Origin of the sequence: Kitasatospora sp. NPDC056800 (assembly GCF_042789775.1) — a bacterium.
Classification (GTDB): domain Bacteria; phylum Actinomycetota; class Actinomycetes; order Streptomycetales; family Streptomycetaceae; genus Kitasatospora.
In genome coordinates this window covers 1-17,646 of the sequence record NZ_JBHUAL010000204.1, presented here as the reverse complement: position 1 = coordinate 17,646, position 17,646 = coordinate 1, and the positions used below count along the sequence as shown (strand labels likewise).

General features: G+C 73.6%; 17 protein-coding genes and 1 pseudogene. 5 read left to right on the top strand and 13 right to left on the bottom strand.

The features are described from left to right. Positions 1–42 precede the first annotated feature (42 nt). The 3 genes from ACFRQN_RS32995 to ACFRQN_RS32985 all read right to left on the bottom strand — a co-directional run bounded on the left by ACFRQN_RS32995 (position 43) and on the right by ACFRQN_RS32985 (position 4,599). A complete protein-coding gene (locus ACFRQN_RS32995; protein WP_049653379.1) occupies positions 43–576 on the bottom strand; it encodes a hypothetical protein in 534 nt (177 codons plus the stop codon). A 115-nt stretch (positions 577–691) separates the two neighbouring features. Further along, positions 692–2,911, bottom strand: a complete 2,220-nt coding sequence (recG, locus tag ACFRQN_RS32990) for an ATP-dependent DNA helicase RecG (RefSeq protein WP_380744019.1) — start codon at positions 2,909–2,911, stop codon at positions 692–694. 56 nt (positions 2,912–2,967) lie between these two features. Beyond that, entirely contained in the window at positions 2,968–4,599 is a 1,632-nt protein-coding gene (locus ACFRQN_RS32985; RefSeq protein WP_074001510.1) for a DAK2 domain-containing protein, read from the bottom strand. A gap of 298 nt (positions 4,600–4,897) precedes the next feature. On the opposite strand from ACFRQN_RS32985, the gene rpmB reads away from it, so the two are divergent. Further along, positions 4,898–5,083, top strand: coding sequence for a 50S ribosomal protein L28 (rpmB, locus tag ACFRQN_RS32980; RefSeq protein ID WP_014138233.1), 186 nt, complete (start codon positions 4,898–4,900; stop codon positions 5,081–5,083). Positions 5,084–5,256: 173 nt separating this feature from the next. On the opposite strand, the gene thiD is transcribed toward rpmB, so the two are convergent. The 3 genes from thiD to ACFRQN_RS32965 form a co-directional block, all read right to left on the bottom strand. Beyond that, the gene (gene thiD, locus ACFRQN_RS32975; protein WP_049656332.1) at positions 5,257–6,054 is read right to left on the bottom strand and encodes a bifunctional hydroxymethylpyrimidine kinase/phosphomethylpyrimidine kinase; all 798 of its coding nucleotides are present in this window, start codon (positions 6,052–6,054) and stop codon (positions 5,257–5,259) included. A gap of 23 nt (positions 6,055–6,077) precedes the next feature. Next, positions 6,078–7,103 (bottom strand): ATP-dependent 6-phosphofructokinase, encoded by a 1,026-nt coding sequence (locus ACFRQN_RS32970; RefSeq protein ID WP_049656329.1) that lies wholly within the window; start codon positions 7,101–7,103, stop codon positions 6,078–6,080. A gap of 159 nt (positions 7,104–7,262) precedes the next feature. Next, positions 7,263–8,228: a thiamine-phosphate kinase gene (locus ACFRQN_RS32965; RefSeq protein ID WP_049656327.1), complete on the bottom strand. Its 966-nt coding sequence runs from the start codon at positions 8,226–8,228 to the stop codon at positions 7,263–7,265. 207 nt (positions 8,229–8,435) lie between these two features. Here ACFRQN_RS32965 and ACFRQN_RS32960 point away from each other — a divergent pair, with 207 nt between their 5' ends. Beyond that, positions 8,436–8,669 (top strand): Lrp/AsnC family transcriptional regulator, encoded by a 234-nt coding sequence (locus ACFRQN_RS32960; RefSeq protein ID WP_049656326.1) that lies wholly within the window; start codon positions 8,436–8,438, stop codon positions 8,667–8,669. Positions 8,670–8,752: 83 nt separating this feature from the next. Further along, on the top strand, positions 8,753–9,271 hold the full coding sequence (locus ACFRQN_RS32955; protein WP_380744021.1) for a DUF3515 family protein: 519 nt from the start codon (positions 8,753–8,755) through the stop codon (positions 9,269–9,271). Between the two features lie 69 nt (positions 9,272–9,340). Here ACFRQN_RS32955 and ACFRQN_RS32950 read toward each other — a convergent pair. The 3 genes and pseudogenes from ACFRQN_RS32950 to ACFRQN_RS32940 all read right to left on the bottom strand — a co-directional run. Continuing rightward, positions 9,341–10,483 (bottom strand): annotated as a pseudogene (locus ACFRQN_RS32950) (D-alanine--D-alanine ligase family protein); the annotation flags it as partial. Positions 10,484–10,572: 89 nt separating this feature from the next. After that, complete coding sequence (locus tag ACFRQN_RS32945) at positions 10,573–11,574, bottom strand: NAD(P)H-dependent glycerol-3-phosphate dehydrogenase (protein ID WP_074001509.1); 1,002 nt, start codon at positions 11,572–11,574, stop codon at positions 10,573–10,575. Then, on the bottom strand, positions 11,571–12,401 hold the full coding sequence (locus ACFRQN_RS32940; protein WP_049656319.1) for a 1-acyl-sn-glycerol-3-phosphate acyltransferase: 831 nt from the start codon (positions 12,399–12,401) through the stop codon (positions 11,571–11,573). Before ACFRQN_RS32940 ends, ACFRQN_RS32945 begins: the two co-directional genes overlap by 4 nt. A gap of 219 nt (positions 12,402–12,620) precedes the next feature. Here ACFRQN_RS32940 and cofC point away from each other — a divergent pair, with 219 nt between their 5' ends. Continuing rightward, complete coding sequence (gene cofC, locus ACFRQN_RS32935) at positions 12,621–13,313, top strand: 2-phospho-L-lactate guanylyltransferase (protein WP_380744017.1); 693 nt, start codon at positions 12,621–12,623, stop codon at positions 13,311–13,313. A gap of 85 nt (positions 13,314–13,398) precedes the next feature. After that, a complete protein-coding gene (locus tag ACFRQN_RS32930) occupies positions 13,399–13,620 on the top strand; it encodes a hypothetical protein (protein WP_030257846.1) in 222 nt (73 codons plus the stop codon). A gap of 236 nt (positions 13,621–13,856) precedes the next feature. On the opposite strand, the gene ACFRQN_RS32925 is transcribed toward ACFRQN_RS32930, so the two are convergent. The 4 genes from ACFRQN_RS32925 to leuC all read right to left on the bottom strand — a co-directional run bounded on the left by ACFRQN_RS32925 (position 13,857) and on the right by leuC (position 17,306). Continuing rightward, positions 13,857–14,618 carry an HU family DNA-binding protein gene (locus ACFRQN_RS32925; protein WP_049659168.1) on the bottom strand — a complete coding sequence of 254 codons (762 nt, stop codon included), beginning with the start codon at positions 14,616–14,618 and terminating at the stop codon, positions 13,857–13,859. Between the two features lie 133 nt (positions 14,619–14,751). Then, complete coding sequence (locus ACFRQN_RS32920; protein WP_380744013.1) at positions 14,752–15,099, bottom strand: hypothetical protein; 348 nt, start codon at positions 15,097–15,099, stop codon at positions 14,752–14,754. Between the two features lie 182 nt (positions 15,100–15,281). Continuing rightward, the gene (gene leuD / locus ACFRQN_RS32915) at positions 15,282–15,878 is read right to left on the bottom strand and encodes a 3-isopropylmalate dehydratase small subunit (RefSeq protein WP_049659169.1); all 597 of its coding nucleotides are present in this window, start codon (positions 15,876–15,878) and stop codon (positions 15,282–15,284) included. Between the two features lie 3 nt (positions 15,879–15,881). Beyond that, positions 15,882–17,306, bottom strand: a complete 1,425-nt coding sequence (gene leuC / locus ACFRQN_RS32910) for a 3-isopropylmalate dehydratase large subunit (RefSeq protein WP_380744011.1) — start codon at positions 17,304–17,306, stop codon at positions 15,882–15,884. Positions 17,307–17,646 lie beyond the last annotated feature (340 nt).

The window sequence follows — 17,646 nt, the reverse complement described above, 5'->3', positions numbered from 1 at the left end:
GCGGGGAATCCCCCACCGGGCCGCGGCCGCGCACTCGGGTGGTCAGCTCGCCTCGGAGCCCGCCGACTGGGCCGGGACGCTCGCGCCGAGCAGGGCCGGCGAGGCGTAGCGGGACCAGGACAGGCAGCCGTCGGGCGGGCAGAACTCGGGGCGGCGCGGGTCGTGCCCGAGCTCGCGCAGCTTGGTCCGGACGGAGTCGGGGGTGCGGCCGAAGCGGGCGGCGATCCGGGCGACGGTCTCGCCGTCGTGGAAGCGCCGGACCAGCTCCTCCTCGTGCTGCGGCACCCAGGGGGCGCCGTGGCCGGGGTACAGCTCGCGCAGCACGTCGCGGTCGGGGATGGGCTCGGAGACGTCGGCGACGATCGCCAGCGCCCGCAGCGCGCGGTTGAGCGCGATCCGCAGCGAGGCGACGTCCTCGACCGGCAGGCGGAGCTTGCCCGAGGCGAGCGGTGCGGCGGCCGCCCCCTCGCGCCAGCCGGTCAGGGTGAGGGTGACCTCGCGGTCGTCGTCGCTGGCGAGTTCGATCCGGAAGACCTTGTCGCCCAGCGGGAGCTCGTTGAGATGACGGAATGCCATGGCTTGACCCCCAAGTGTCGTGCCAGGAACGCACCTTGGGGGTGCGCCCTGAACACCTTCATTCTCTCCCGGGGGTCTGACAATTCCGGGGCCGCGCGGCCCGTCCGGAGGCGGCTCAGCCCTTCTCCATGTAGGCCGCGCGGTCCTCGTCGAGCAGGCTCTCCAGCGCGGTGCGCAGCTCCGGGTGGGCGGCCAGGTCCGGGTCCTCGGCGACCAGCCGGGTGGCCTCGGTGCGGGCGGTGAGGATGACCTCCTCGTCCTCCAGCACCGAGAGCACCTTGAGCGAGGACTTCACCCCGGACTGGGCCTGGCCCAGCACGTCGCCCTCGCGGCGCTGTTCGAGGTCGATCCGGGACAGCTCGAAGCCGTCCAGGGTGCCCGCCACCGCGTCCAGCCGGGCCCGCGCGGCGCTGCCCGCGGGCATCTCGCTGACCAACAGGCACAGGCCTGGCGCGCTGCCGCGGCCGACCCGGCCGCGCAACTGGTGCAGCTGGGAGACGCCGAAGCGGTCGGCGTCCATGATGACCATCGCGGTGGAGTTGGGGACGTTGACGCCGACCTCGATCACCGTGGTGGCGACCAGCACGTCCACCTCGCCGGCCGTGAAGCGGCGCATCACCTCGTCCTTGGCCTCCGGCGCGAGCCGGCCGTGCAGGATCTCCACCCGCAGGCCGCTCAGCGGGCCCTTCGCCAGCTTCTCGGCCGTCTCCACCACCGAGAGCGGCGGCCGCCGTTCGTCGCTCTCCGCGCCCGCGTCGGCGACCTCCTCGAAGCCGTCCTCGGCGGCCTTGCGCTTCTTCCTCTTCGGGTCGGCCGCCGGCTCCTCGTCCCCGATCCGGGGGCAGACCACGTACGCCTGGTGGCCCTTGGCGACCTCCTCGCGGACCCGCTCCCAGGCCCGGGCGAGGAAGTTGGGCTTCTCCAGCGCCGGGACGACGTGGGTGGAGATCGGCGAGCGGCCGGCCGGCAGCTGGTCCAGGACGGAGGTCTCCAGGTCCCCGAAGACCGTCATCGCGACGGTGCGCGGGATCGGGGTGGCGGTCATCACCAGCAGGTGCGGCGGCTGCTCGCCCTTGGCCCGCAGCGCGTCCCGCTGCTCGACGCCGAAGCGGTGCTGCTCGTCCACCACGACCAGGCCGAGGTCCTGGAACTGCACCTTGTCCTCGATCAGCGCATGGGTGCCGATGGCGATCCCGGCGTCCCCGCAGGCCATGTCGAGCAGCGCCTGGCGGCGGGCCGGGACGCCCATCGAGCCGGTCAGCAGCACCACCCGGGTGCCGAGGTCGGAGCCGCCGAGCATGCCGCCCTCGGCGAGGTCCCCCATCATCTCGACGACCGAGCGGTGGTGCTGCTGGGCGAGCACCTCGGTGGGCGCCAGCAGCACCGCCTGGCCGCCCGCGTCCACCACGGCGAGCATGGCGCGCAGCGCGACCAGGGTCTTGCCGGAGCCGACCTCGCCCTGGAGGAGGCGGTGCATCGGGTGGTCGGTGGCGAGGTCGGCGGCGATCTCGGCGGAGACCTTCCGCTGCCCCTCGGTGAGGGTGAACGGCAGCCGGGCGTCGAAGGCGTCCAGCAGGCCGCCCTCGCGGGCCGCGCGCGGCTTGGCGGGCAGGGCGGAGTCGGCGGCCCGGCGCTGCGCGAGGGCGACCTGGAGCACGAAGGCCTCGTCCCAGCGCAGCCGGCTCTGGGCGCGCTCGCGGTCGGCGTGGCCGCGCGGACGGTGGATCAGCTCCAGCGCCTCGGGCAGCGGGATCAGGTCGTGCCGCTCGCGCAGTTCGGCGGGCAGCGGCTCGCCGACGTCGCCGAGGTGCTTGGTGAGTGCCGTCTCGACGCAGATCGACAGCTTCCAGCTGGGCATCTGCGCGCTGGCGCCGTACACCGGGATGAGCCGGCCGGCGAACTGCCGCGCGGCGTCGGAGCCGGCGTCCTCGTCGAGCAGCTGGTAGTCCGGCGAGACCAGCTGGCGGGTCCGGTTGAAGACCCCGACCTTGCCCGCGAACAGGCCCTGGGCGCCGGCCCTGAGCTCCTTCTGCCGCCAGCCCTGGTTGAAGAAGACCAGCGAGAGCCGGCTGCGGCCGTCGGTGACGACCACCTCCAGCCGGTCGCCCTTGCGGCCGCGGAACGGGATCAGGGTGACCTTCTCGATCCGGGCCAGCACGGTGACGTGCTCGTCGACCTCCAGCTCGTCCAGGCTGGTGAGCTGGCCGCGCTCGACGTAGCGGCGCGGGTAGTGGTGCAGCAGGTCCCCGACCGTGCGCAGCTTGAGGCTGTCGGCGAGCACCTTCGCGGTGCGGTCGCCGACGAGCTTGGTCAGTGGTTCATCGAGAGCGCCCATCAGCGCCTTGTTTACACCACCGGGCCGACAAACCGGGCCAAGGGCGGCCCCCGCCCCTACTCCACCCCGATGAGCAGCGGTGCCGGTTCCTGCCCGCCGTGGAAGACCACCGCGTCCACCTCGGGCCGCCGGTGCCGGACGTGGGCGACCAGCCGGTCGGCGAGCGCCTCGTCGGTGCCGCCGCCGAGGACCAGAGTGACGAGTTCGCCGCCGGCCCCGAGCATCCGGTCCAGCACGCTCTCGCCGACCTCGGCCAGCCCGGCGCCGATCACCGCGACGTCGCCGTCGATCAGCCCGAGCACGTCCCCGGCCTGGCAGACCCCCGCCATCGTCCAGGACTCCCCCTCGGCGACGGCCAGCTCCGCGTAGCGGGTGGCGCCGGCGGCGGAGGTCATGGCGACCACGTCCTCGTCGAAGCGGCGGCCGCCCTCGTGCACCGCGAGCGCGGCCAGCCCCTGCACCGGCGAGCGGGTGGGCAGGACGGCGATCCGCACCCCCTCCTCGCGCAGCTGGTCGGCGGCGGCCCCGGCGGCGGCGCGCAGCTCGGGGTCGTTGAGCAGCAGGACGACCTCGCGGGCGGCCGAGCGGCGCACCGCGTCGGCGAGCTCGGCGCTGGCCGGCGGGCGGTCCGGGTCGGCGTGCAGGACGACGGCGCCGGCCTGCTCGCAGAGCTCGGCCAGGCCCCCGCCGGAGACCACCGAGAGCACCGCGCGGGCCCGTTCCTCGCGTTCGCCGCGCTCGGCGGCGGTGCCGGAGCGGGCGGCGGCCTCGGCGAAGTGGGTGATCCGGATCTGGTGCGGGCGCCCGGCGCCGACCCCGGCCTCCACGGCGGCGCCCGCGTCGTCCACGTGGACGTGCACGTTCCACAGGCCGTCGCCGCCGCCGATCACCAGCGAGTCGCCGAGCCCGCCGAGCCGCTCGCGCAGCGCGGGCAGCGCCTCGTCGGGGGCGTCCAGCAGGTAGATGACCTCGAAGGCGGGGTGGCCGGGGCCGGGCGGCCGCAGGTGCGTCTCGCAGCTCTCCACGGCCCGGACGTCCCCGCGCAGCGCGACCGGCCCCATCGGCTGCTGCCCGGCGACGGCGTCGGCGAGCGCGCCGAGGACGGCCACCAGGCCGCGCCCGCCGGCGTCCACCACCCCGTTCTCGGCCAGGACGGCGAGCTGCTCGGGGGTGTGCCGCAGCGCGTCCCGGGCGGCCCGGTAGGCGGTGTCGGCGACCTGGGCGAGCCCGCCCCCGGCCCGGTGGGCCTCCCGGGCGGCGACCCGGGCGACGGTCAGCAGGGTGCCCTCGACGGGCTCCGCGACGGCCTGGTAGGCGGAGTCGGCGGCCCGCTGCAGGGCGGCCCGCAGCTGTTCGGCGCCGCCGCCCTCGGCGAGCGTCTCGGCGGTGCCGCGCAGCCACTGGGCGAGGATCACCCCGGAGTTGCCCCGGGCCCCGACCAGCGCGCCGCGGGCCATCGCCCGGACCGTCTCGGCCAGCCCGGGGGCCGGGTCGGCGGCGGGGTCGGCGAAGCGGCTCTCCACCTCGGCGGCGGCGGACTCGACGGTCAGGTAGAGGTTGGTGCCGGTGTCGCCGTCCGGGACGGGGTAGACGTTGAGCGCGTCGATCTCCTCGCGGGCCTGGCCGAGCGCGCGCAGGGCGAGCTGGCACCAGGTGCGCACGGCCGGGGCGTCGAGCGTGTGCAGCACCAGGTCTCCTCCGGACGGGACGCCGCGGCGGCCCGGGGCGGTGACGCGGGCCGGGCGGCGGCAAGGGGTGATACCGGCAGGTTATCGGGGGGCGGGGAGGGCCGTCCGGTCCGGCGGGCAGGAGCGATCACTCGGCCGGTCATGGTAGTTTCGTGGGACGGAAGCAAGCGTTGTATGCTCTTCCGGTTGCCTGGAACCGTCCAGGCTCACCCCCTTGTCCGGTCTGGTTCACGCGAGTGTTCTGGTGGCTGAGTGGGGTTTTCGAAAGTATCTGATCTGAAGTCTTGGAGTGACTCCTGTGGCTGCCAACTGCGACGTCTGCGGCAAGGGGCCGGGCTTCGGCAACAGCATCTCCCACTCTCACCGCCGTACCCCCCGTCGTTGGAACCCCAACATTCAGACGGTGCGCGCTGTGATTGGGCGGACGCCGAAGCGGCTCAACGTCTGCACCTCGTGCATCAAGGCCGGTAAGGTCTCGCGCTGACGCGCAGACCGGCATGCCGGTCCTCCAGTGAGCCGGTTCATCCTCGGATGGGCCGGCTTCACTGTTTCCGTGGCCGGTTGCGCCGATTTCCGGACGTGACCGTGGTGGGCGGGCTCCTCTGAGGAGTCCGCCCACCGCTTTTTTCCGGACGTTCCGGACGTTCCGGGCCTCCGCTAGCGCCAGCGCCAGGCGTGGTCGACCGGGCCGATGCCGGCGCCCAGGGCGAAGCCCCCGGCGATCGCGCCGGTGATGTACTCCTTGGCCGAGGCCACCGCCAGCGGCAGCGGCTCGCCCTTGGCCAGGCCGGCCGCGATCGCGCTGGCCAGGGTGCAGCCGGTGCCGTGGGTGTGGCGGTTGTCGTAGCGCGGTGCCCGGAACCAGTGCACCTCGTCCGGTCCGCCGTACAGCAGGTCGGCGGCCTCGCCCGGCAGGTGGCCGCCCTTGACCAGCGCCCAGCGCGGCCCGAGGTCGACCAGCGCCTTGGCGGCGTCCAGCATCTGCGACTCGTCCTCGACGGCCAGCCCGGTGAGCTGGGTCACCTCGTGCAGGTTGGGGGTGGCCAGGGTGGCGACCGGCAGCAGCTTCTCGCGGACGGTGGCGACGGCCTCGGCGACCAGCAGCGCGTCCCCGTGCTTGGAGACCCCGACCGGGTCGACCACCACCGGGGCGTCCACCCCGGCCAGCAGTTCGGCGACGGTCTCGACGAGTTCGACCGAGGCGAGCATCCCGGTCTTCACGGCCTGCACCCCGATGTCGTCCACCACGCTGCGGAACTGCGCCCGGACGGCTTCGGCGGGCAGTTCCCAGTAGCCCTGGACGCCGAGCGAGTTCTGCGCGGTGACGGCGGTGATCACGCTCATGCCGTGGACGCCGAGGGCGAGCATCGCCTTGAGGTCGGCCTGGATGCCGGCGCCGCCGCCGGAGTCGGAGCCGGCGACGGTGAGCACGCGGGGGGGAGCAGTCGAAGCCATGGCCCCAACCTACCCGCGCCGTTTCACAGCACCGCTTCGGACTCCGCCCAGCGGTCCTCCGGCACCGTCTTCAGCCGGGTCACCGCGTCGCCGATCGGCAGCAGTTCGATGCCGGTCCGGCGCAGCGCGGTGAAGTGCCCGAACGCCCCCTGGTGGACGGCCTCCACCGCGTGCCAGCCGAACCGGGTGGCGAGCACCCGGTCCCGGGCGGTCGGGGTGCCGCCGCGCTGGACGTGGCCGAGGATGACCGGGCGGGCCTCCTTGCCGAGCAGGTCCTCCAGCTCGTGGGCGAGCCGGTTACCGATCCCGCCGAAGGTCCGGTGGCCGTACTGGTCGACCTCGCCGTGGTCGAAGCGCATGGTGCCGGGCACCGGGGAGGCGCCCTCGGCGACGGCGATGATGGCGAACTTCTTGCCGCGCGCGAAGCGGTCCTCGATTATCCGGGCCACCGCCTCGATGTCGAAGGGCTTCTCCGGGATCAGGATGCCGTGCGCGCCGCCCGCCATGCCCGCGGTGAGGGTGATCCAGCCGGTGTGCCGTCCCATCAACTCGACCACCATGACGCGCTGGTGGGACTCGGCGGTGGTCTTCAGCCGGTCGATCGCCTCGGTCGCGACGTGCACGGCGGTGTCGAAGCCGAAGGTCACGTCGGTGGCGTCGATGTCGTTGTCGATGGTCTTCGGCACCCCGACCACGGGCAGTCCGGCGTCGCTGAACAGCTTGGCGGCGGTCAGCGTCCCCTCGCCGCCGATCGCGATCAGCGCGTCGATGCCGATCTCCCGGGCGAGCGTCCTGGCGTTCTCCACCGCCCAGGCGATCCGGTCCCGCCGCACCCGGGCCGAGCCCAGGATGGTGCCGCCGAGGGTGAGCAGGCCGGTGACGTCGTCGTGCGTGACCGTCCGGGTGCGGCCCTCGATCAGTCCGAGGAAGCCGTCCAGGATGCCGACGATCTCGTCCCCGTGGACGTCGGTGCCCCGGTGCACCACCGAGCGGATCACCGCGTTGAGGCCGGGGCAGTCGCCGCCGCTGGTCAGTACACCGATGCGCATCTGTGGTGTGCTCCCGCTCGCAGTGGTTCGGGCCGCCCGCGCCGGACGGGCGGGCCGGGGTGTCGCAAGCCTACGCACAACGCACCCGCGAAGCCCGTCCCCCGCGCACCGGAGCGTCACGCGCCGCCCGCCGTACGGGGATCGGCGCGCGGCCGCGCGCTACTCGGCGAAGTGGTCCCAGCCGCCGACCCGGTCCCAGGGCGCGCCGTCGACCGTCACCCGGCCGCTGCGGCTGCCCGTCGGGCGGCCGGTCACCTCGCCCACCACCCGCCAGCGGGCCGGGAGTTGGATCCCGCGCGGGAAGGTGGCGACGATCGCGTGGTCCTCGCCGCCGGAGAGCACCCAGACCAGCGGGTCCACCCCGACCGCCTGGCCGATGTCGGCCATCTGCGCCGGGACGTCGAAGTCGGCGGCCTTGAGGTCGATGTCCACCTCGCTGGCCCGGGCGACGTGGCCGAGGTCGGCGACCAGCCCGTCGCTCACGTCGACCATCGAGGTCGCGCCCAGGTCGGCGGCCGCCGGGCCCGCGTGGTACGGCGGTTCGGGCCGGCGGTGCGCCTCGACGAAGGCGCGCGGGGAGCGGAAGCCGCGCTGGAGCACGGTCAGGCCGGCGGCCGACCAGCCGAGCCAGCCGGTCACCGCGACCACGTCGCCGACCTGCGCGCCGGAGCGCGTCACCGGCGCCCGCCCCTGGAGGTCGCCGAGCGCCGTGATGGCCAGCGTGACGGTGTCGCCGCGCACCACGTCGCCGCCGACCACCGTCGCCCCGGCCACCTGGCACTCGTCGCGCAGCCCGTCCATCAACTCGGTGGCCCAGGTGGTCGGCAGGTCCGCGGGGGCGACCAGGCCGAGCAGGATGGCGGTCGGCACCGCCCCCATCGCGGCCACGTCGGCGAGGTTCTGGGCGGCGGCCTTGCGGCCCACGTCGTAGGCGGTGGACCAGTCCCGGCGGAAGTGCCGGTTCTCGATCAGGACGTCCGTGGTCGCCACCACCCGGCCGTCCGGAGCCCGTACCACCGCGGCGTCGTCACCCGGGCCGAGGTCGACGGCATCGGTGAGCGGTACCCGGGCGGTCAGCTCCCTGATGAGGCCGAACTCGCCGAGCTCGCCCACGGTCCCCTGCATCTGCCGTCCTCTCGCGTTTCCATCCGATTCGGTCCCCGTCGCGCTCCCCCGCGCGCAGCGTACGCCCTTCGGGAGCATCGAGGTCTCCCCTCCCCGGCCCGCAGCGCGGTAGCGTGGTGATCAGACTGCCGGTGAGCCCACCCACCCACACACCTGACCGGGCGATCACGGCGGCTATCCCCCCTAACCGGCCGCCGGGAGGTCCCCGTGGTACAGGCATACATCCTGATCCAGACCGAGGTTGGCAAGGCCACCGCCGTGGCCCGGACCATCGCCGGGGTCCCCGGCGTCCTGAGCGCCGAGGACGTCACCGGCCCCTACGACGTGATCGTCAAGGCCGAGGCCGAGACGGTGGACGAGCTGGGCCGCATGGTGGTGGCCCAGGTCCAGAAGGTCGACGGCATCACCCGCACGCTCACCTGTCCCGTGGTGCACCTGTAGGCCGGTGCACCCGTGAGCCGGTGTGCCCGTGAGCCGGCGCACCGGCCCGTACCGGCCGTCCGGGCCCCGGCTACCATCGGCGGGTGGCCAGAGAACTGCGCGTCCCCGAGGCGCTGACCGCCCTGCCGGCCCCGGTCCGCTGGCTGGCCCTGCCCGTCGCCCTGACCTGCGCCGTCGTCGCGCTGGTCGGCAGCTGGGGCCCGGCCGATCCGGCGGTCGAGATCCCGCAGCCGACCGGCCGGGCGGCCGGGTACTGCCGGGCGCTCGCCGCCGCGCTGCCCGCCGACCTGCTCGGCCACACCCGCCGGGACCCGTCGCCCGCCTCGCCGTACGTGGCCGGCTGGGGCGACTCGCCCCGGACGGTGCTGCGCTGCGGCATCGACCGGCCGGAGGAGCTGGACGGCGACCACGCCTCGGACTGGTCCCCGAGCGTCGACGACGTCACCTGGTGGTCGCAGAAGCTCGCCGACGGCGGCTACCGCTTCGTGACGACCATGCGCGCCGCCTACGTCGAGGTGACCGTCCCGGCCGGGGCCGCGAAGAACCCCTTCGACCCGGCGGCCGCCCTGAGCGGCGCGGTCAAGGCCAACGTCCCGGGCTGAGCCGAACGGGTCCCCGACGCACCGAGGGCGGGCCGGGAAGCTCCCCGCCCCCCCGCCCCCCCACCGCAAGCGAAGCCCGGTCGAGCGCCGCAGCGCCGTCGCGAGCAGCCGGTCGATCAGCTCCGGGTACGAGACCCCGCTGGCCTCCCACATCTTCGGGAAGGCCGAGATCGGGGTGAAGCCGGGCATGGTGTTGATCTCGTTGATCATCCAGGTGCCGTCCTCCAGCAGGAAGAAGTCCACCCGGGCCAGTCCCTCGCAGCCGAGCGCCTCGAAGGCCTCGACCGCCTGGCGCTGGATCTCGGCGAGCTCACCGGCGGTGAGGTCCGCCGGGATCTTCACGTCCGAGGAGTCGATGTACTTGGCCTCGAAGTCGTAGAAGTCGAAGCCCTCGCCGACCAGGATCTCGCCGGCCACGCTGGCCCGCGGACCGTCCTCGAACTCCAGCACGCCGCACTCGATCTCGCGGCCGGTCACGCCCGCCTCGATGATCAGCTTGGGGTCGTGCCGGCGGGCCTCCTCGATCGCCGCGTCGAGGTCGGCCAGGTCCTTCACCTTGGTGATGCCGATGCTGGAGCCGGCCCGGCAGGGCTTCACGAACAGCGGCAGGCCCAGCTCGGCGGCCCGCTCGCGCACCGCCGCGCGGCCCGCCTCGGTCTCCCAGTCGCGCGGCCGCACGATGGTGTAGCGGCCGACGTCCAGACCGTGCGAGGCGAGGATCCGCTTGGCGAACTCCTTGTCCATGCCGGCCGCGCTGGCCAGCACGCCGTTGCCGACGTACGGGACGCCGGAGAGCTCCAGCAGGCCCTGGAGCGTGCCGTCCTCGCCCCACGGGCCGTGCAGCAGCGGGAAGACCACGTCGACCTCGCCGAGGGCCTTGGGGGCGCTGCCCGGCTCGGTCAGGACCACCTCGCGGTCGCCCGGGGCGACCGGCAGCGCGACCTGGCCGTCGACGCCCTCGGCGACGTGCGCCACGTCCGGCAGCTTCCCGTCGGTGATGGCCATCCGGGCCGGCTCGTCGCTGGTCAGCGCCCAGCGGCCCTCGTGCGTGATGCCGATCGGCAGCACGTCGTACTTGTCGCGGTCGATCGCCCTGAGCACACTGCCCGCGGTGGAGACCGAGATCGCGTGCTCGGAGCTGCGCCCGCCGAAGACCAGCGCGACGCGCGGCTTCCGGTCGGACCGGTTCGGGGAGGACTGTTCGATGCTCATATCGGGTTTGAGACTACCGTGCGAGGCCCTTCCGGGAAGTCAGCGGCGCCGCACCCTCGGCGCCGCCGCTCCGGTCAGCGCCGCTCGGGTCAGCGCCGCTCCGGCTTGGCCGAACGCGACATCAGCGCCTGCAGCGCCTCCTGGGTCGGCCGCCCGTTGTGCACCACGTCCACCACGGCCTCGACGATCGGCATGTCGACCCCGTTGCGCCGGGCCAGGTCCAGCACCGACTCGCAGGACTTGACGCCCTCGGCGGTCTGCCGGGTGGCCGCGCGGGCCTCCTCCAGCGTCATGCCCCGGCCCAGGTTCATGCCGAAGGTGTTGTTGCGGGACAGCGGCGAGGAGCAGGTGGCCACCAGGTCGCCCATCCCGGCGAGCCCCGCGAAGGTGTGCGGGTCCGCGCCCAGCACCTCGCCGAGCCGGGTGGTCTCGGCCAGCCCGCGGGTGATCAGCGTCGCCTTGGTGTTGTCGCCCAGCCCCATGCCGGCCGCCATGCCGACCGCCAGGCCGATCACGTTCTTGACCGCGCCGCCGAGTTCGCAGCCCACCACGTCGGTGTTGGTGTACGGCCGGAAGTACGGCGTGTGGCAGGCCGCCTGGAGCCGCTTGGCGACCGCCTCGTCGGAGCAGGCGACCACGCTGGCCGCGGGCTGCCGGTTGGCGATCTCCTTGGCCAGGTTGGGCCCGCTGACCACCGCGACGCGCTCCTGACCGACCCCGGTGACCTCGTCGATCACCTCGCTCATCCGCTTGGCGGTGCCGAGTTCGATGCCCTTCATCAGGCTCACCAGCACGGTCTGCGGCTCGATCAGCGGCGTCCAGGCGGCCAGGTTGTCGCGCAGCGTCTGCGAGGGCACCACGAGCACCGCGAAGTCGGCGCCGGCCAGCGCCTCGGCGGCGTCGGTGGTGGCCCGGACGGTGTCGGGCAGCCGGACGCCCGGCAGGTAGTCCGGGTTCTCGTGGGTGGAGTTGACGGCGTCCACCAGCTCCTGGCGGCGGGCCCAGAGCACGACCTCGCAGCCCGCGTCGGCGAGCACCATCGCGAACGCGGTGCCCCAGGAGCCGGTTCCCATCACGGCGCAACGGGTCACTTGCCGGCCTCCTCGGTGCCCTTGCCCGGCTCGCCCTTGGCGCGCCGGCGCTCGGCCAGCGCTGCCGCGGCGCGCTCCCGGGCGGCCTTGCGCATGTCGTAGCGCTCGGCCGGCGGCTCCTCGCCCCGGACTTCGGCCAGCACGGCGGTGATCGCCGTCATGATGTCCTCGGTCGCGTCGGCGAGCACCTGGGCGGTGAGCTCCTGCCCCTGGTACCGGCTCAGGTCCACCGGCGGCCCGGCCGCGACGGTGACCCGGTGCCGCGGGAACAGGTTGAACCGGCCCTTCCCGAAACCGGGCCGGCCGTACGGCGGGATGATCTCGTGGGCGCCCCAGTGCGCGACCGGGATGACCGGCGCACCGGTCATCAGCGCGACCCGGGCGACCCCGCTCTTGCCGGTCATCGGCCACAGGTCAGGGTCCCGGGTGAGCGTTCCCTCCGGGTAGAACTGCACGCACTGGCCGCCGTTGACCGCGTCGATCGCGGCCCGGAACGCCTGCGCGGCGTCGGTGGACTCGCGGAACACCGGGATCTGGCCGGTCTTGCGCAGCATGAACCCGATGAAGGGGACGGAGAACAGCGAGGACTTGCCGAGAATGCGCGGCGGACGCCCGCTGTTGTACTGCCAGTGCGCGTAGATCACCGGGTCGATGATCGAGTTGTGGTTCACCGCGGCGATGAAGCCGCCGTTCCTCGGAACGTGCTCCCAGCCCCGCCAGTCGGGCTTCACCAGGGCGGTCGTCACCGGCTTCACCAGCACGGCCGCGAAGCGGTACCAGATGCCGTAGTCGGCGTTGCCGAACTTGGCGTACGAGCGGCGGGCCACCCCAGCTCCTTCTCATCCGATGCGGCACGGATTACCGCGGTCATGGTGTCCCGGTGCCGCGCACCGCTTCCGCCGGTGCCCGGGCCACGGGCGCGGAACAGTGTCGCCCGCCCGCTCACCGGCTGTCGAGCAACCGCGCCAACCCGCCCGGCAGGCGTGATCAAACGCACGTCCGCACAGCTCGAACGGCCTGGCGAGGGCTCCGGGACCGGCGCCAGAATGACGCCGGTGACCCAGGACACCGTACGCCCCAGTGAGCCCGTCGCGCCCCCCGCACCCACGGCCGGCTGGTCGCTGGTGCTCCCGCTCAAGCCGCTCGCCCTGGCGAAGAGCAGACTGGCCCCGTACGCCGGGCCGCACCGGGCCGACCTGGCGCTGTCCTTCGCCCTGGACACCGTCGCCGCCGCCCTGGCCACCCCGGACGTCGACCGGGTCCTGGTGGTCACCCGCGACGCCGAGGCCGGCACCCGGCTGGCCGCGCTCGGCGCCCTGGTGGTCGCCGACGAGCCCGGCGGCGGCCTCAACCGGGCCCTGGCGCACGGCGCCGCGGCCGCCCTGGCCCTGGCCCCGCGGGCCCCGCTGGCGGCGCTCTCGGCGGACCTCCCCGCGCTGCGCCCGGCCGAACTGGCCCGGGTGCTGGGCGCGGTGCCGCCGGACGGCCGGGCCTTCCTGCCGGACTCCCCCGGCCTCGGCACCACCCTGCTCGCCTGCACCCCCGGCCGTCCGCTCTCCCCCGCCTTCGGGGACGGCTCACGGGCCCGGCACGCGGCTGGCGGCGCGCTCGAACTGCGCCTGCCGGACGTGGAGTCGGTGCGCCGGGACGTGGACACCGGGACGGACCTCGGCGAGGCCGCGGCGCTCGGCCTCGGCCCGCACACCAGCGCGCTGTTCGCCCGCCTGAGCCTGCGCTGAGCCCGCCCCGGCCCCTCCGGAGCCCGCCCGGCCCGGCGCCGACCTGCTCCCCGGCCCGGGCGGGGCCGCTCGCTATGCTGCACGCATGCAGGCCACCGCGTTCACCTTCGACCCCGCCACCCGGGCCGGCTCCGTGCTGCTCGACGACGGGACCCCGGTGCCGTTCGACGCGGCCGCCTTCGACGCCGGCGGCCTGCGGCTGCTGCGCCCCGGACAGCGGGTGCGGATCCGCACCGAGGGCACCGGCGAGGCCCGCCGGGTGGTCTTCGTGACGCTCCAGACCTTCCCCGACCCCGCCGAGGGCTGACGGCCCCGTCGGGCTCCACCCACGCCGCCGGAACCTTCGGGCCCGACCGGCCCCGCCGGGGACCGGCCCGCACCCCGCCACCCCGCTCGGAACCGCCCCCTGCCGACGCACGCCGCGGATTCCTGACTAAGCGCCCGGAAATCGAAAGAGCCGCGGCGACCGGTCTCCGCGAATTCACGGGAGGGGGGGTGCCGCGGCTCTGGGCCGAAGGCCGTCCGAAGACGGTCGCGCGGGACTTACTTGGCAGAGGTCTTGCGCGCGGTGGTCTTGCGGGTGGCGGTCTTCTTCGCCGGCGCCGTCTTCTTGGCGGTGGCGGCCGCCTTCTTGGCGGTGGCCGTGGTCTTCTTGGCGGCGGCCGTGGTGGTCGCCTTCTTCGCGGCGGCCGTCTTCTTGGTGGCGGCGGCCTTGGTCGCGGTCGCCGTCGCCTTCTTGGCGGCGGTGGTCTTCGCGGCCGTCGTCTTCGCGGCGGTGGTCTTCGCGGCGGACTTCTTGGCGGTCGCCGTGGTCTTCTTGGCGGCGGCCGTGGTGGTCGCCTTCTTGGCGGCGGCCGTGGTCGCCGTCTTCTTGGCGGCGGCCTTCTTGGCGGCCGGGGCGGCGGCAGCGGCGGCGGCGCGCTTGGTGGCGGCACGCTTGGCGGCCGGGGTGGCGGCCACGCCGCTCTTGCCCGGGGTGAGGGAGCCCTTGGGGGCCTTCTTCACCGAGGGGCCTTCCTTCGGCAGCTTCTTGCTGCCGCTGACCAGGTCCTTGAAGCCCTGGCCCGGACGGAAGCGCGGGACCGAGGTCTTCTTGACCTTGACGCGCTCGCCGGTCTGCGGGTTGCGGGCGAAGCGCGCGGAGCGCTCCACCTTCTCGAAGGTGCCGAACCCGGTCACCGAGACCCGGTCACCGGCCACAACGGCACGGACCATGGTGTCGAGCACTGCGTCGACGGCCTCTGCGGCAGCCTTGCGACCGCCCAGCTGCTCGGCCACCGCTTCGACAAGCTGAGCCTTGTTCACGTCTTCCCCTTCGGAAACGGGCGCCGGATGATTCCATCCGTTCTTTTCGCACGTTAGGTATGTATCTGCGGACTTTCAATTACCAAACGCGCGAATCACCCTAGTGTCGCAATGGATTTGCGCGTCGGCGACCTCAGTCGAGCGGCGGGGGCCGCTCGTCGAGGTCATGTACAAAGCGACTCAACCGCCTTGCCGCCTCCGGAAGATCGCGCTTGGCGGTCTCGGTGACGATGAGGAGTTGACGGGTGAGAGCGGTCTTTGCATCGGCAGACACGTTCAGCGCATGCACGCGGGCGTGAGCTTGCTTCAACCGCTCGGCCACAAGCGCGTAGAGCGCTACGACTTCCTGGTCGTCCGGCCCCTCAGCTGGTGCGGAGGTGACGTCCGGCCGGTCGTCAATTCGGCGTTCGGATGGCCGGCCCATGGAGTCCTCAGTCGCGGGTTCGCCGCCCGCGTACGGAGGTTCATGGTGCCGGTGCATGTACTGATTGTGCCATCTACCCGCAGTTGTACTTGCGCGGGCCCCTCTTCCGCAAAGCCAAATGGGCAATCCGGGGCGGACCCCGGCGCTAACTCGTGCTCCGGAACGACGGATGGCCCGGCCCCCCCGAGGGGGGCACGGGCCACGCGGTGGATCGTCAGAATGCTTGTTCTGAGGGGAACTCAGGCGACCGGCAGAGTACGGGGCTTGAAGGCCGGACGGGTCTCCTCGAAGGCCGCGATGTCGGCCTCGTTCCGCAGCGTGATGCTGATGTCGTCCAGCCCGTTGAGCAGCCGCCACCGGACGTTGTCGTCCAGTTCGAAGGCCGCCGTGACGCCTTCGGCCCGTACTTCGCGCGCCTCCAGGTCGACGGTGATCTCGGCCGAAGGGTCACTCTCCGTGAGCGCCCAGAGCCGCTCCACGGTCTCCTGCGGCAGGACGACCGTCAGCAGGCCGTTCTTCAGGGAGTTGCCCCGGAAGATGTCGGCGAAGCGCGAGGAGATGACCGCGTGGAAGCCGTAGTTCTGGAGCGCCCAGACGGCGTGCTCCCGGGAGGAGCCGGTGCCGAACTCGGGGCCGGCCACCAGGACCGTGGCGCCCTGCCGCTCGGGCCGGTTGAGGATGAACGACTCGTCCTTGCGCCAGGCTTCGAACAGGCCGCCCTCGAAACCGGATCGGGTGACCTTCTTGAGCCAGTGGGCGGGGATGATCTGGTCGGTGTCCACGTTGCTGCGGCGCAGCGGGACGGCCCGGCCGGTGTGGGTGGTGAACTTCTCCATGGCTCAGGCCTCCACGGGAGCGACGTCGGCGGTCAGGTCGGAGGGGGCCGCGAGGCGGCCCAGCACGGCGGTCGCGGCGGCGACCTGCGGGGAGACCAGGTGGGTGCGGCCGCCCTTGCCCTGCCGGCCCTCGAAGTTGCGGTTCGAGGTGGAGGCGCAGCGCTCCCCCGGGGCGAGCTGGTCGGGGTTCATGCCCAGGCACATCGAGCAGCCCGCGTGGCGCCACTCGGCGCCGGCCGCGGTGAACACCTTGTCCAGCCCCTCCTCGACGGCCTGGAGCGCGACCCGGACGGACCCGGGGACGACCAGCATCCGTACGCCGTCGGCGATCCGGCGGCCCTCGACGACGGCCGCGGCGGCCCGCAGGTCCTCGATCCGGCCGTTGGTGCAGGAGCCGACGAAGACGGCGTCGACCTTGACCTCGCGCAGCGGGGTGCCGGCCTCCAGGCCCATGTACGTCAGGGCGTTCTCGGCGGCCAGGCGCTCCTGCGGGTCGGCGAAGGAGGCCGGGTCCGGCACGTTCGAGCCCAGCGGGGCGCCCTGGCCCGGGTTGGTGCCCCAGGTGACGAAGGGGGTCAGCTCGCTCGCGTCGATGAAGATCTCGTGGTCGAAGACCGCGTCCTCGTCGGTGCCCAGGGTCCGCCAGTACGCGACGGCGGCGTCCCAGTCCTCGCCCTGCGGGGCGTGCGGGCGGCCCTGGAGGTACGCGAAGGTCGTCTCGTCCGGGGCGATCATGCCGGCCCGGGCGCCGGCCTCGATCGACATGTTGCAGACGGTCATCCGGGCCTCCATGGAGAGGCTCCGGATCGCCGAACCGCGGTACTCCAGGACGTAGCCCTGGCCGCCGCCGGTGCCGATCTTCGCGATGACGGCCAGGATCAGGTCCTTGGCGGTGACGCCCTCGGGCAGGTCGCCCTCGACGGTGACCGCCATGGTCCGGAACGGCGCCAGCGGCAGGGTCTGGGTGGCCAGCACGTGCTCGACCTGGCTGGTGCCGATGCCGAACGCCAGCGCGCCGAAGGCGCCGTGGGTCGAGGTGTGGGAGTCGCCGCAGACCACGGTCATGCCGGGCTGGGTCAGGCCGAGCTGCGGGCCGACGACGTGCACGACGCCCTGTTCGACGTCGCCGAGCGAGTGGATCCGGACGCCGAACTCGGCGGCGTTCCTGCGCAGGGTCTCCAGCTGCACCTTGGAGACCGGGTCGGCGATCGGCTTGTCGATGTCGAGGGTGGGGGTGTTGTGGTCCTCGGTGGCGATCGTCAGATCGGTGCGGCGGACCGTACGGCCGGCCAGCCGCAGCCCGTCGAAGGCCTGCGGGCTGGTGACCTCGTGGAGCAGGTGGAGGTCGATGAAGAGGAGGTCGGGTTCGCCCTCCGCGCGCCGCACGACGTGGTCGTCCCAGACCTTCTCTGCGAGTGTCCGTCCCATCGGATTCCCTCCAGCCGGCCGCGTTGCCGGCCTTCTCGTGTCGTCGAGGTCAAAGCGTGTGCGCCGCCCTGAGACTCCCGGGCCGCTCCCGTCCAGAGTGGCGCTTTTCGCCGGAGATTGAACTTGTGTCTCGCGGAGTGAGATCGCGGTCTTAGCGCATGGACAGTGCGCGGCGACCCGTCCACCCCCCGTCCGCCCCCGGCCGGCCGGGCCCCGCGGAGGCTCGGCGGAGGCTCGGCGGAGGCTCCGCGAGGGCTGCCCGGAGGAGCCTGCGGAGACCCCCGGGAAGGGTCGCGCGGAGGCCTCGCGGAACGCCGAAAGGGCCCCACCCGGTCACGGG

Bases quoted from the DNA above. Each gene is read 5' to 3' on its own strand.
- ACFRQN_RS32995 (WP_049653379.1), bottom strand. From the start codon at position 576: ATGGCATTCCGTCATCTCAACGAGCTCCCGCTGGGCGACAAGGTCTTC.
- recG (WP_380744019.1), bottom strand. From the start codon at position 2,911: ATGGGCGCTCTCGATGAACCACTGACCAAGCTCGTCGGCGACCGCACC.
- thiD (WP_049656332.1), bottom strand. From the start codon at position 6,054: ATGGCTTCGACTGCTCCCCCCCGCGTGCTCACCGTCGCCGGCTCCGAC.
- ACFRQN_RS32970 (WP_049656329.1), bottom strand. From the start codon at position 7,103: ATGCGCATCGGTGTACTGACCAGCGGCGGCGACTGCCCCGGCCTCAAC.
- ACFRQN_RS32965 (WP_049656327.1), bottom strand. From the start codon at position 8,228: ATGCAGGGGACCGTGGGCGAGCTCGGCGAGTTCGGCCTCATCAGGGAG.
- cofC (WP_380744017.1), top strand. From the start codon at position 12,621: ATGACGCCGGTGACCCAGGACACCGTACGCCCCAGTGAGCCCGTCGCG.
- ACFRQN_RS32930 (WP_030257846.1), top strand. From the start codon at position 13,399: ATGCAGGCCACCGCGTTCACCTTCGACCCCGCCACCCGGGCCGGCTCC.
- ACFRQN_RS32920 (WP_380744013.1), bottom strand. From the start codon at position 15,099: ATGCACCGGCACCATGAACCTCCGTACGCGGGCGGCGAACCCGCGACT.
- leuD (WP_049659169.1), bottom strand. From the start codon at position 15,878: ATGGAGAAGTTCACCACCCACACCGGCCGGGCCGTCCCGCTGCGCCGC.
- leuC (WP_380744011.1), bottom strand. From the start codon at position 17,306: ATGGGACGGACACTCGCAGAGAAGGTCTGGGACGACCACGTCGTGCGG.